At 66.3% G+C, this 13,486-nt stretch carries 10 protein-coding genes and 1 pseudogene; 8 read left to right on the top strand and 3 right to left on the bottom strand.

The annotated features are described in order from the left end of the window. Positions 1-14: 14 nt before the first annotated feature. From LDO29_RS08150 to LDO29_RS28320, 7 genes and pseudogenes are all read left to right on the top strand, one after another. Entirely contained in the window at positions 15-1,505 is a 1,491-nt protein-coding gene (locus LDO29_RS08150; RefSeq protein WP_224079287.1) for a YncE family protein, read from the top strand. A 41-nt stretch (positions 1,506-1,546) separates the two neighbouring features. Beyond that, positions 1,547-2,086 (top strand): RNA polymerase sigma factor, encoded by a 540-nt coding sequence (locus LDO29_RS08145; RefSeq protein ID WP_290369540.1) that lies wholly within the window; start codon positions 1,547-1,549, stop codon positions 2,084-2,086. Beyond that, positions 2,083-2,880, top strand: coding sequence for an anti-sigma factor family protein (locus LDO29_RS08140; RefSeq protein ID WP_224079286.1), 798 nt, complete (start codon positions 2,083-2,085; stop codon positions 2,878-2,880). Before LDO29_RS08145 ends, LDO29_RS08140 begins: the two co-directional genes overlap by 4 nt. Positions 2,881-3,276: 396 nt before the next feature. Further along, complete coding sequence (xsc, locus tag LDO29_RS08135; RefSeq protein WP_396022648.1) at positions 3,277-5,043, top strand: sulfoacetaldehyde acetyltransferase; 1,767 nt, start codon at positions 3,277-3,279, stop codon at positions 5,041-5,043. A 123-nt stretch (positions 5,044-5,166) separates the two neighbouring features. Then, entirely contained in the window at positions 5,167-6,204 is a 1,038-nt protein-coding gene (pta, locus tag LDO29_RS08130; RefSeq protein ID WP_224079284.1) for a phosphate acetyltransferase, read from the top strand. Beyond that, positions 6,201-6,971, top strand: coding sequence for a sulfite exporter TauE/SafE family protein (locus tag LDO29_RS08125; protein WP_224079283.1), 771 nt, complete (start codon positions 6,201-6,203; stop codon positions 6,969-6,971). The genes pta and LDO29_RS08125 overlap by 4 nt, the downstream gene beginning before the upstream one ends. 237 nt (positions 6,972-7,208) lie before the next feature. Then, positions 7,209-7,304, top strand: a pseudogene (locus LDO29_RS28320) (hypothetical protein); the annotation flags it as partial. Between the two features lie 35 nt (positions 7,305-7,339). Here LDO29_RS28320 and LDO29_RS08115 read toward each other — a convergent pair. The 3 genes from LDO29_RS08115 to LDO29_RS08105 form a co-directional block, all read right to left on the bottom strand. Further along, positions 7,340-9,070: a cobaltochelatase CobT-related protein gene (locus LDO29_RS08115; protein WP_224079282.1), complete on the bottom strand. Its 1,731-nt coding sequence runs from the start codon at positions 9,068-9,070 to the stop codon at positions 7,340-7,342. After that, complete coding sequence (locus LDO29_RS08110; protein ID WP_224079600.1) at positions 9,070-10,041, bottom strand: AAA family ATPase; 972 nt, start codon at positions 10,039-10,041, stop codon at positions 9,070-9,072. The genes LDO29_RS08115 and LDO29_RS08110 overlap by 1 nt, the downstream gene beginning before the upstream one ends. A gap of 126 nt (positions 10,042-10,167) precedes the next feature. Next, a complete protein-coding gene (locus LDO29_RS08105) occupies positions 10,168-10,998 on the bottom strand; it encodes an IclR family transcriptional regulator (protein ID WP_224079281.1) in 831 nt (276 codons plus the stop codon). A 308-nt stretch (positions 10,999-11,306) separates the two neighbouring features. Between LDO29_RS08105 and LDO29_RS08100 the strand changes: the two genes are divergently transcribed. Beyond that, on the top strand, positions 11,307-12,743 hold the full coding sequence (locus tag LDO29_RS08100) for an amino acid permease (protein WP_224079280.1): 1,437 nt from the start codon (positions 11,307-11,309) through the stop codon (positions 12,741-12,743). The last annotated feature ends 743 nt before the right edge of the window (positions 12,744-13,486 follow it).

The raw sequence follows: 13,486 nt of genomic DNA, 5'->3' as shown, positions 1-13,486 counted from the left end.
AACAAGATCAAGCCATGAACCAGAACCCTTTCACGACCATCCAGACCGTCAAGACCGCCCTGACCTTCGCGCTGCTGCTCGGCCTGTCCGGCATCACACTGGCCGGACAAGCGCCCGGCCCGCTGAGCGCGCCGGACGTGCCCGTCACCCACCGCGACCGCATCTACGCGGCCGAGCAGTTCTCGAACACGGTGTCGGTGACCGATCCGGCCGACAACAAGCTGCTCGGCGTGATTCGCCTGGGCGATCCGACTCCGGGCAACCTCAGCCCGCTCTATCGCGGCCAGTTGCTCGTGCATGGCCTGGGCTTCTCGCCCGACCGGCGCACGCTGGCGGTGGTGTCGATCGGCTCCAACTCGGTGTCCTTCATCGACACGGCGACCAATGCCGTCAGGCACGTGACCTACGTGGGACGTTCGCCGCATGAAGCGTTCTACACACCGGACGGCAAGGAAGTCTGGGTGACGGTGCGCGGGGAGAACTACATTTCTGTCATCGATGCCGCGACGTTCGCGGAGAAGACCCGCATTACCGTCGCTGCCGGCCCCGGCATGCAGATCTTCTCGCCGGACGGCAAATACGGGTACATCTGCTCGTCGTTCAACCCCGAAGTCGCGGTGGTCACCGTGGCCGATCACAAGGTCGTCGCGCGCGTGAAGCAGGAAAGCCCGTTCTGCCCGAACATTGCTGCCACTCCGGATGGCAAGCAGGTCTGGTTCACGCTCAAGGATATTGGCAAGACCCAGGTGTTCGAAGCGCGTCCACCGTTCCGCCTCCTGAAAACCCTTGAAACCGGCGCGATCACCAACCACGTGAACTTTGCGCACACCGCGGCCGGCACGTTCGCCTATGTCACCATCGGCGGGCTGAACCAGGTGAAGGTCTTCCGCACGGACGACTTCTCCCAGGTCGCGGCGATTCCCGTCGGCGCCCTGCCGCACGGCCTCTGGCCGTCCGGCGACGGCACCCGCATCTATGTAGGCCTGGAGAATGCGGATAGCCTTGCGGCCATCGATACCGCCACCAACCAGGTCGTCGCCAATGTACCGGTGGGCCAGGCGCCGCAGGCCGTCGTCTATGTCCCGAATGCCGTGGCCGAAGGTGCGGGAACGCAGGGATTGCAGCCGATCGGCATGGCCGCACAGACGACGCAACTGAAGCTGGTGCCTGTAGCCAATGGCAAGCCCGCTGCAGGCGCCGCCGCGCCGACAAGCGTGACACTCTTCGACCAGGGCCTGCTGCAAGTCCTGCAGGCGTCTGTAACCGGGCTGCAGCCCAGGCAGCCCTACGTGCTCGCGCTGGCAAGCCGGACCGATGGCACCGGTCCGCTCGAGCCGCTGGCGACGTTCAATACAAACCCGGCGGGCGCAGCCATCGTCAACGCGATCGGGCCAATCCGCCAGGTCGTGCAGGGCATTGCCGGTACCGAAGCGCGGCGCTATCTTGTGATCGCGCCATCCGGCGACGGCAAGCCCGCCGCGCCAGTCCAGGTGCAGGCCATGTAGGCTGGCGCAGCGTTGTCCATGCGTACCGGAGAGGACTGGCTGTGAAGGACCTGTTGCAGCACGTCGAGCCGATGATCCCCGCGCTGCGGCGCTACGCGCGTGCGCTGCTGCGCGAACAAGCCGCCGCCGACGATCTCGTCCAGGACTGTCTGGAGAAGGTCATCACCTACTGGGACAGCCGCCGCAGCCACGCCGACACCCGCAGCTGGGTGTTCGCCATCCTGCACAACCTGGCGATGACGGCGCTGCGCCGCCAGGCGGGCGCGCGCGGCCTGCATGTGGCGATCGAGGACGTGGCCGAATCCCTGAGCGCGCGCGCCACGCAGGAAGACGCCCTGCACTACCGCGATCTCATGAGCGCGCTGGAGACGCTGCCGGCAGAGCAGCGCAGCGTGCTGCTGCTGGTGTCGGTGGAGGACATGTCGTACGCGGACGCCGCTCGCGTACTGGACATTCCGATCGGCACCGTGATGTCGCGCCTGTCACGCGCGCGGGACAGGCTGCTGAAGATCATGGAAGGCGGCACGCCGGCCACGGCACCCGGACCGGCACAGAAAGCAGCATTGCGGAGGGTCAAATGAACGAGAACCGGCCCGTGCAGGAAGAAGACCTGCAGGCCTATGTCGACAACGCGCTGGACGAGGCACGCCGGCATGAGATCGAAGCCTATCTGCGCAATCACCCGGAAGTCGCGCGCCGCGTCGAAGGCTATGCTGCGCAGCGCCAGCAGTTGCGCGCCGCATTCGCGCCGGTGGCAAGCGAGCCGATCCCGCCGGAACTCAACCTGCGCCATATGCTCGCCGCGCGCCGCACCCGCACGGCCGCTCCATGGCGGCTGGCTGCTTCGGTGTTCGTGGCGCTGTGCGTGGGTGGCCTGGCAGGCTGGATGGGCCGCGGCGCCACCGAGCCGGCATCGGGCGGCATTGCCGCGCTGGCCCGCGAGGCCACGGCCAGCTACCAGGTCTTCGCCTCCGACCCGAACCGGCCCGTGGAGATCAGCGCGAACGACAGCGCCGACCTGGTCAGCTGGGTGTCGGCGCGCCTGCAGCGCCCCGTTGCCGTGCCGGACCTCACCCGGTCCGGCTATCGCTACATGGGCGGCCGCCTGGTGGCGACCGAGCACGGCCCCGCCGGGCTGTTCATGTATGACGACGGGCACGGCACGCGCCTGGCCATGCTGGTGCGCCCGATGCAGGTCGAACAGGACACGCCGATGAAGGCGCACCGGCAGGCTGGCGTGGCCGGATATTCGTGGGCGGACCAGGGACTGGGCTACAGCCTGGTCGCATCCGCATCCACCAGCGGCCTGCATCCGCTTGCCGATGAAATGCGGCGGCAGATCGACCAGCGCGCACGCAAGCCCGCGCCGGCATGACAAGCCGCGGCTGGCACGCAGGCTCACCCTTTGCAGCGCCCCGCAGGGCGCTGCAAACGCTTTCAGGACAGGGGCGCGCCAATGTATTCACGGCGCGCGGTGCCAGCCACCTGCCCGGATTTCCTGCTCCGACATCCTTCGTACGTTACACATACATCACACATAGATTGTTTTGTCTCATTTTTTAATACCAAATATTCCGAAAACAAAAATTTCCTGTTGACCATTGGGCAACTTCCGCCTACATTTCCCCCAACAACAATTTTCCGGAACGAATCGTTCCACTTTGTTACGTCACACAGGAGACACCCCATGCGCGACCTCGACACGACTTCGCACCCCGCCGTTTCCGGAGGCTCGGCCACCGAGACCCAGGTGCCGGCCGGCCCCCAGACCATGACGCCGTCCGAAGCGTTCGTGGAGACCATGGTCGCCAACGGCGTGACCGACATGTTCGGCATCATGGGCTCGGCGTTCATGGATGCGATGGACATCTTCGCCCCCGCCGGCATCCGCCTGATCCCGGTGGTGCATGAACAGGGCGCGGGCCACATGGCCGACGGCTATGCGCGCGTGTCGGGCCGGCATGGCGTGGTGATCGGCCAGAACGGGCCGGGCATCTCGAACTGCGTGACCTCCATCGCCGCCGCGTACTGGGCCCACAGCCCGGTCGTGATCGTCACCCCCGAGGCCGGCACTACCGGCATCGGCCTGGGCGGCTTCCAGGAAGCCAAGCAGTTGCCGATGTTCCAGGAGTTCACCAAGTACCAGGGCCACGTCACGCACCCGCAGCGCATGGCCGAGTTCACCGGCCGCTGCTTCGATCGCGCGCTGGCCGAGATGGGCCCGACCCAGCTCAACATCCCGCGTGACTACTTCTACGGCAAGATCACCGCCGAGATTCCGAAGCCGCAGCGCCTGGACCGCGGCCCCGGCGGCGAGCAGAGCCTGAACGAGGCCGCAGAACTGCTGGCCCAGGCCAAGTTCCCGGTGATCATCTCCGGCGGCGGCGTGGTAATGGCCGATGCCATCGAGGAATGCAAGGCACTGGCCGAGCGCCTGGGCGCGCCGGTGGTCAACAGCTACCTGCACAACGACTCGTTCCCCGCCAGCCACCCGCTGTGGTGCGGTCCGCTGGGCTACCAGGGTTCGAAGGCGGCGATGAAGCTGATCTCGCGCGCCGACGTGGTGATCGCGCTCGGTTCGCGCCTGGGGCCGTTCGGCACGCTGCCGCAGCACGGCATGGACTACTGGCCGAAGAATGCGAAGATCATCCAGATCGACGCCGACCACAAGATGCTGGGCCTGGTGAAGAAGATCTCGGTGGGCATCTGCGGCGACGCCAAGGCCGCTGCCATCGCCCTCACGCAGCGCCTGGCCGGCCGCACGCTCGCCTGCGACAGCACCCGCGACGGCCGTGCCACTGAAATCGCCAGCGAGAAGGCCGCATGGGAAAAGGAACTGGACGACTGGACGCACGAGCGCGACCCGTACAGCCTGGACATGATCGAGGAGCAGAAGAACGAGCGCACCTTCAACGGCGGCACCTACCTGCACCCGCGCCAGGTCCTGCGCGAGCTGGAAAAGGCCATGCCGGCCGACGTGATGGTCTCGACCGACATCGGCAACATCAACTCGGTCGCCAACAGTTACCTGCGCTTCGAAAAGCCGCGCAGCTTCTTCGCGGCGATGAGCTGGGGCAACTGCGGCTACGCGTTCCCGACCATCATCGGCGCGAAGGTGGCCGCGCCGCACCGCCCGGCCGTCTCGTACGCCGGTGACGGCGCCTGGGGCATGAGCCTGATGGAAACCATGACCTGCGTGCGCCACAACATCCCGGTGACGGCCGTGGTCTTCCACAACCGCCAGTGGGGCGCGGAGAAGAAGAACCAGGTGGACTTCTACAACCGCCGCTTTGTCGCGGGCGAGCTCGACAACCAGAGCTTTGCGGAAATCGCCAAGGCGATGGGCGCGGAAGGCATCGTCGTCGACCGCCTCGAGGATGTGGGCCCGGCACTCAAGCGCGCCATCGACCTGCAGATGAACCACGGCAAGACCACGATCATCGAGGTCCTGTGCACGCGTGAACTCGGCGACCCGTTCCGCCGCGACGCGCTGTCCAAGCCGGTGCGTTACCTGGACAAGTACAAGGACTACGTCTGATCAGGCTGCGGCCGTCTGCTTACCAGCAGCGTGCCCCCTCTCCCGCTTGCGGGAGAGGGGGGAACACCAAGGGCATAGCGCAAGTCGCTGGCCCTTTTTTCAGTCTTACCGAGCCATCCCACCATGAAACCCATCCTCCGCATCATCGATCGCGCGCACGCCGCGCCCCGTCGCATCGTCCTGTGCGAGGCGGAAGACCCGCGCATCCTGCAGGCAGCGGAGCGCGCCACGCGCGAGGGCATCGCGCAGGTCATCCTGGTGGGCAACCCGGGCCGCATCACCGACGCTGCGGCCGGCCAGAGCATCGAGCTGGCGGGCATGACCATCGTCGACCCCGCCACCTCCGCACTGTCGCCCTCCTTCGCACAGGCGCTCTACGCCATGCGCCAGAAGAAAGGCATGACGCTGGACCAGGCCCGGCAGGCCGTGCTCGATCCACTGTGCTTTTCAAACCTGATGGTGCGGCAGGGCCATGCCGATGGTTCCGTGGCCGGTGCCGTTCACACCACCGCCGACGTGGTGCGCCAGGCCATCCAGTTGATCGGGCTGGCGCCCGGGTTCCGGCTGGTGTCGAGCTTCTTCCTGATGATGCTGTGCGAGCCCTTCCACACGCTTAAGGGCGGGCTGATCTTCTCCGACTGCGGGCTGGTGGTGGACCCCGATGCCGAGGAGCTGTCGGAGATCGCCATGGCCGCGGCCGACAGCGCACGTTCGCTGCTGCATGAGGAGCCGCGCGTAGCGATGCTGTCGTTCTCGACCTGCGGCAGCGCGAAACATGCGGCAGTCGACAAGGTGGTCATGGCCACGGAACGCGTGCGTGCGCAGCGGCCCGGCCTTGCCATCGACGGCGACGTGCAGCTCGATGCCGCCATCGTCGCGGAGATTGCCGAGCGCAAGATTCCCCACTCGCAGGTGGGCGGCCACGCCAACGTGCTGGTCTTCCCGAACCTCGAAGCCGGCAACATCGGCTACAAGCTCGCCGAGCGGCTGGGCGGCGCCAAGGCCATCGGCCCGATGCTGCAGGGACTCAGGAAGCCCGCCAACGACCTGTCGCGCGGATGCAGCGCGGAAGACGTGTTCCATGTGATCGCCGTCACCGTCGTGCAGGCGCAAGCCGCTTCGGCCCAGCAGGCCCCCTCCGGAGAACAGGCGGCAGCATGAAGGCGGAATTGTTGATACCCGTGCTGGGTCTGCAGGCACTGCTCGGTGCGGGAACGTATTTTCAGACAGTGACAGGCTTCGGCCTGGGCATGATCGTGATGGGCGCCACGAGCGGACTGGGCCTGGCTCCGGTAGCCACGGTGGCCGCCGTGGTCAGCCTGGTGACGCTGGCCAACAGCGCCTTCGCGCTGCCCGGCAAGATGCAGCACATCGACTGGCGCGCGGTGTTTGCCGCGGCCATCGGCATCCTTCCCTCGGTCGTCGCCGGCGTGATGCTGCTCGACTACCTGAGCAGCACCGCGGCCACGCTGCTCCAGATCCTGCTGGGCGCGGTGATCCTGTATGGCGGCCTGAGCGCGGCGCTGCGGCCCGAGCCGCTGCCGCGGCGCTCGGGCGACGGCAGCTTTCTCGTCAGTGGCATCTTTGGCGGCCTGCTGAGCGGCATGTTCGGCGTGTCCGGCCCGCCGCTGATTTTCCAGTTCTACCGCCAGCCCATGAAGCCGGTGGAGATCCGCTGCGCGCTGATCCTGGTCTTTACCGTGACCTCCAGCGTGCGCACCCTGTTCTCGGCATGGCAAGGCCAGCTCGATGGGCAGATCTGGCTGCAGGCTGCCATCGGCTTGCCGGTGGTGGTGCTGGCCACGCTGCTGGGGCGGCGCTTTCCGCCGCCGTTCTCCGCGACGACCACGCGGCGCATCGCGTTCGGCGTGCTGATGGGCATTGGGGCGAGCCTGATGGTGCCGGCGCTCGTCAGCCAGATCGGCTGAGCACTGGCGTAAGCGGCGCCAGCGCTCAGCCGTGCTGAAGATGCTGGCCAATTTAGCTTTTCCTAATTCGCGGCAACACAAAATGACCACCGTCATTCCCGCGCAGGCGGGAATCCAGTGTCTTTGAAGTCCCCCGAAGGGGACAAAAGTCACTGGGTCCCCGCCTGTGCGGGGACGACGAACATTTGGCGTTGTCGTGAATGATGGAAACCTCAATAAGTTTGCCAGGCGTCCGTCAGGCCCGCCGATACCGTCGCCCGGCTGGGCGGCGAAGCGTTCGGCATCCTGCTGCCCGGCATGGGCCTGAACAACGCGCGAACGGTACATCGATGACCACACGCTGCGCGGCACCCGCTGCATGGCAAGCGCTACCGCCGCCGTGCACTGAGCAGTCGCGCCACCTCGTCGAGCATGGCCATGTCCACCGGCTGGGAAAGATCGAGTGGCAGCGTATGGCGGTAGAACGGACTCAGGTCCAGGCCTACGCCAAGCCCCAGCACCTCGACGTCACCCAATGCCTCGTGCCGCGCGACAACCGCCTTGAGGTGGTTGTCGAGATAGCTGGCATCGTTGGCCTGGCAGGTTGCCGTATCCATCGGGCTGCCGTCGGAGATGACCAGCAGGATGCGGCGGCCCTTGCCGGTCGAGACCAGCCGCCGGCAAGCCCAGTCGACGGCCTCGCCGTCCACGCCTTCGCGATACAGCTCCGCGCGCAATAGCGCGGCGATGTCCGTGCGAGCCCTGCGCCAGCTGCGCCGAGCATCCTTGAACACCAGGTGGCAGACTTCATTGAGGCGGCCCGGATGAGCGGGACGCCCACGCGCCAGCCACTCGGCGCGGGCCCGTCCGCCGTTCCACGCACCGGTGGTAAAACCCAGCACCTCGGTTGCCACGCCGGCCATGTCGAGCGCGCGCGCCATCATGTCGATCAGCATGGCCACGGATTCGGCCTGCGCCTTCATAGAGCCGGAGCAGTCCACCAGGAAGCCGACCACGCAGTCGGCATGCGGCCGCTGCGCTTCCTGCCGGAACACACGGCGCTGCGCCGGCGTGCTGACCACCTGCGCGAGGCGCCTGCCATCGATCCGGCCGCTTTCCTCGCCGAACGACCAGCCATCGAGGCGCGGCCGGGCCAGCGCCGCGCCCAACCGGCGTGCAAGCCGCGCCAGGTTCACGCCCTGGCGCGCGATGCGCGCGTCCAGCCGCACGCGGAACTCTTCCAGCAACGCGGCGCGGATCAGCGTGGCGGCACGCACTTCACCGTCATGGCGCGTGGTGAAGACGCGATAACCATCGGCGGCATCGGCGAGCACGCGGCTGTGGCCCGTCGGAGCCAGCGCAAAGGCCTCGGTCTCGCTCTCGTCGAAGTCCAGCCACAGTGCAAAGCCGGCACGCGCATCGTCAGCCTTTTCGTTGTCATCCGCCTGCGCGGCGGCGCCCTGCGTGCGGACCATGGCGGCCACAGCACGTGCCAGTGCCAGCGCGTGTACCGCGAAGGCAGCCTGGCCGTGACGTTCACGGCGCAGGCCGCTCAGCGCATGGCCCAGTTCGGGCACGATGGCCGCACGCGTATGCTCGATCAGGTCTTCGGTCTCGGCGAGCACCGGCTCGCCGGTGAGGCGCGACCACGCCACCTGCGCCACCGTGTACAGCAGGATGCCCAGGTGCCCTTCCGTCAGCCCCGAGCGATGGAAGGCCTGCGACCATGCGGTGAAGCGATGGCGCAGGTTGGCGGCCACGCCCGCCATGCCCGGCGGCAAGTGCGTCTCGCAACGCAGTTGCTCCAGTAGTTCGAACAGCAGGCGTTCGACCGGGTCGGCCGGGCACAGGCTGGCGTGCAGGTCGGCGTCGGAATGCGCCTGCCGCAATGCCGCGCCGTCGGCGGCGCCACGCAGACATGCGACGGTGTCGATCGCGGCATCGGCACGCAGGTGCGGCGCATGCAGCGGCACGGGCCGCAGTCCGCGGCACAGCCGGCCATCGCGGTAGTGCAGCGTGGCGTCGCCGGTCAGCGCTCGCACGGCTGCGCCGCACAGCGCTTCCTGCTGCTGGCGGCGGCGTGCAAGTTGGGTAGCGGCGGTGGACGAAGGCTGCGCCATCAGCGTGCCTCGGACGCGCCGGCAGGCAGGCCGCCGGAAGCCTCGCCCCCATCGGCCACGGGCAGCGCGCCAAAGCAGCGCTGGTAGTACTCCGCGACCACGGGGCGCTCGGCCTCGTCGCACTTGTTCAGGAAGGTCAGGCGGAACGCCAGTGCCGGATCGCGGAAGATCTGGCAGTTCTCCGCCCAGCTGATCACCGTGCGCGGCGACATCAGCGCCGAGACATCGCCCGCGGCAAACCCGCGCCGGGTGAGCGCAGCCAGGGCCACCATGGCATCGACCAGTTCGCGGCCTTCGGCGTTATCGAGTTCCGGCACGCGCGCGAGCACGATGCCGGTCTCTTCCGCGTGCGGCAGGTAGTCGAGCGTGGCGACTACGTTCCACCGATCGATCTGTGCGTGGTTCAGAAGTTGAGTGCCGTGGTACAGGCCGTTGAGATTGCCCAGACCTACCGTGTTCGACGTCGCGAACAGCCGGAACGACGGATGCGGATGGATCACGCGGTTCTGATCCAGCAGCGTGAACTTGCCATCGCGCTCCAGGATGCGCTGGATCACGAACATCACGTCCGGGCGCCCTGCATCGTATTCATCGAAGATCAGCGCTACCGGCCGCTGCAGCGCCCACGGCACGATGCCTTCCTGGAACTCGGTAATCTGCTGCCCATCGCGGATGACGATGGCATCCTTGCCGACCAGGTCGAGCCGGCTGATGTGGCCATCGAGGTTCACGCGCACGCACGGCCAGTTCAGGCGCGCGGCCACCTGTTCGATATGGGTCGACTTGCCGGTGCCGTGCAGCCCCTGCACCATCACGCGCCGGTCGCGCATGAAGCCCGACAGGATGGCCAGCGTCACCTCGGGCTGGAAGCGGTAGGCCGGGTCGATTTCCGGCACATGGTCATCGCGTTCGCTGAACGCCGGCACCATCAGGCCGGAATCGATACCGAACAGGCTGCGCACCGGCACCATGCGGTCCGGCCTGCCAAACTCCTTCTGCGTCACGTCGTGCTCCTCTTGCTTGCCTTGCTTGTCTCTGTCGTTGTTGACGCGGACAGCAGGACAAGCCGGGAGCCGGCCCTCTCTACCCTTCCGCCCCTACTCGTCCTCGTCCGCGCCGCCGCCCCAGGCGGTACCGCTCTCGGCTTCAATGGCCGCCAGCGCCCTGGCCGCCCGCTGCAGCGCGGGCAGCATCTGCAATGATTTCTCGCGCGTCACGCGCATCACCGGGGCCTGCAGCGCCAGCCCCAGGTTGGATTTCCCGCCGTCCACCGCCGGCACCAGCACGCCGAGGCACAGCAAGCCCGGCAGGAATTCCTCGTCATCCATCGCGTAGCCGTCACGCTTCACGCGCTCGATCTCGGCCTCCAGCGCCGCGTGGTCGGTCAGCGTGTTGGCCGTGTAGCGTTCCAGCTCCGCGTGCGCCAGCAGGCGCTGCCGCTGCGCCGGCGCCAGTTGCGCCAGGAACAGCTTGCCCGTGGCCGAGCAGTGCGCCGGCACGCGCGAGCCCGGGTGCAGGTAGAAGCGCAACGGCGCCGCCGTCTCCACGCGGTCCAGGTACAGCACCTCCCCGCTCGAGAACGCGGTCAGGTTGCAGCTCTCGCCCACCTCTTCCACCAGCTTGCGCAGCACCATGTGGCGCGCCCCGTGCGAGGTGTTGTTCAGCAACAGGTTTTCCGCCAGCCGCCGCAGGCGCAGGCCGGTGCCATAGTGGCGGCCGTCGCCGTTGCGCTGGACCATGCCGGCCGCTTCCAACTGCTGCAGCATGCGGTGCAGCGTGGGCTTGGGCAGTCCGGTTTCCTCCACCAGCGCCTGCAGGTTGAAGGGGTGATCTTTTGTAGCAATGACTTCCAGCAAACCAAAGAGACGCAGCGCCGGCGTATCGCCGTCAGGCTTGGCATCGCTTTTGGCAAGACGTAAATCGTTCATGCCTGGCTCCCATCATAGTCAAGTTTCAGTTTCAGATACAAATCATATCAATTCCTGAAATTTTTGGTTGACCTTCGACGACAGAGGACCTACATTCCGGGTACAAAACATTTATCGGAACAATCTGTTCCGTTTTACAAGGTAACCTGGAGACACAAATCAATGGATGGATGACTTCCAGCACCCTTGTGCACCAAACGGGGTGAACCGACCACGGCAACCGGCCTGCAATTGCCCGCAGCGCCGCCTATTACAGAAAGACGCCGTGGCGGCTGACAGATCGCAGTCAGCAGTACAGGAGACACAACATGACCCATACACCGCAGCCCTCGTCAGGGCTATCGCACGGCCTCAAGCAGCGGCACATGACCATGATCGCCCTGGGCGGCGTCATCGGCGCCGGCCTCTTTGTCGGCAGTGGCGTCGTCATCAAGTCCGCGGGGCCCGCAGCGGTCCTTTCCTTCCTGATCACCGGCCTGCTTGTGGTGCTGGTGATGCGCATGCTCGGTGAGCTCGCCTGCGCCATGCCCGGCGGCGGCTCGTTCTACGAATACGCCCGCGAGGCCTGGAGCGACCGCCCCGCCGTCGGCAACCTGGCCAGCTTCCTGACCGGGTGGATGTACTGGTACTTCTGGGTCATCGTCGTGGCGCTGGAAGCCGTGGCGGGCGCGGACCTGGTGCGCTACTGGCTGCCGGACGTGCCCAACTGGACCATCAGCCTGGTGCTGCTGGTCATGCTCACGCTGACCAACCTGGTCTCGGTCAAGTCCTTCGGCGAGTTCGAGTTCTGGTTTGCGTCGATCAAGGTCGCCGCCATCATGGTGTTCCTGTTCGTGGCGGGCGTGTACGTGCTGGGCCTGGCGCCTGGCGCCCACGGCATGAACGTGGCCAACCTGACGGCCAACGGCGGCTTCATGCCGAACGGCATCGTGCCGGTGCTGACCGGCGCAGTGGCGGCAACGGGCTTCTACTTTGGCGCGGAGATCGTCACCATCGCCGCGGCCGAGACCGCCGAGCCGCAGAAAGCCGTGGCACGCGCCACCAACTCGGTCATCACGCGCGTGCTCGTGTTCTACGTGGGGTCGGTGCTGCTGGTGGTCTGCCTGGTGCCATGGAACGCCACCGGCATCGCCACGCCGTATGTCAGCGCGCTCAACGTCATGGGGATACCGGCAGCCGCGCAGATCATGAACGCGATCGTGCTGACCGCCGTGCTGTCGGCGCTCAACTCCGGTCTCTACGCCTCGTCGCGCATGCTGTTCGCGCTGACGCGCCGCGGCGACGCACCCCGCGCCCTCGCCCGCGTCAGCCGCAATGGCGTGCCCACGCGCGCCATCCTCGTCGCCACGCTGTTCGGCTATGGGGCGGTGGTAATGTCGTATGTATCGCCGGACAAGGTCTTTGCGTTCCTGGTCAACTCGTATGGCACGGTGGCCATCTTCGTGTACATCCTGATCGCGGTGTCGCAACTGCGGTTGCGTGCGAGGCTCGAGCGTGAAGCGCCCCACCTGCTCAAAGTGCGGATGTGGTGCTATCCGTACCTGACCTGGTTTGCGATCTTCGGCATGGTAGCAATCGTCGTGGCCATGGCGTTCATTCCGGATCAGCGCACGCCGCTGGCGCTGGGGGTGGCTAGCCTTGGCATCCTGGTGTCGGCCTATATCGTGCGGCATCTGTTTCGGCGTGGCGTGGGGCAGGTCGTGCCGCTAGCTGAGATCCCTCGGCCGGATTTGCATGAATATTGATTGATTCTTGATTTGGGATGGGCATTGGCGTGGGGATGGGGATGGGGTACTCTGTCTTGCACGCTTTTGCTCATTGTAGGTTGGCGTTTTTGGCGGGCGCCGCTGTTTCGCCGGCGGAGCCGGCGGTTCGCCTTTTGGTTCGGATTGGGTTGGCGTTCTTGGCAGGCGTGGCTGTTTCGCCGGCGTAGCCGGCGAGTCACTTTCTGTCCGAGCGACAGAAAGTAACCAAAGAGCGCGTTTACGTGGTTGACGAACGGCTTGATGAGGTGAAGACGGTCCAGGGCATAACCAGACTGCCTGCCGCGTAGATGATTAGGATGGGACAGGGCGTACGAACGAACCCGGATTACGGAGTGGTCCCTCCTAACAGCGATATCGCGGGGACGCCTACGGCTGCGCTGCGCGCGGTCAGCAGTCTGGGCGCGAAGGTCCAGCTCGAACCACGCCGTAGTAACGATGCGCTTGGCGCATGTTCCATGCGCGACGTAAAGAAGATCCCGACCCGTGGCGTCAGCAAGCTTGATGAGATCGCCCACCGACTTGGACGTGCGCGCAGCGCAGCCGTAGGCGTCCCACCGATGAGGCTATTGGAACGCTGTACCCGAGTCCAACTTGGGGATCGTACAAAAGCCGCTTAACGCCAGGCAGAGGTTCTGACTCACATAGCGTAGCGGGGTCGAACGGGCAACCAGGCATCGCGAAACCTAAGCCGCTCGAACCATAGAAGCGCACCGTTGATGGCC

This window comes from Cupriavidus laharis, assembly GCF_914271435.1.
GTDB classification, from domain to species: Bacteria; Pseudomonadota; Gammaproteobacteria; order Burkholderiales; family Burkholderiaceae; genus Cupriavidus; species Cupriavidus laharis.
This window is presented reverse-complemented; position numbering and strand designations above follow the sequence as displayed.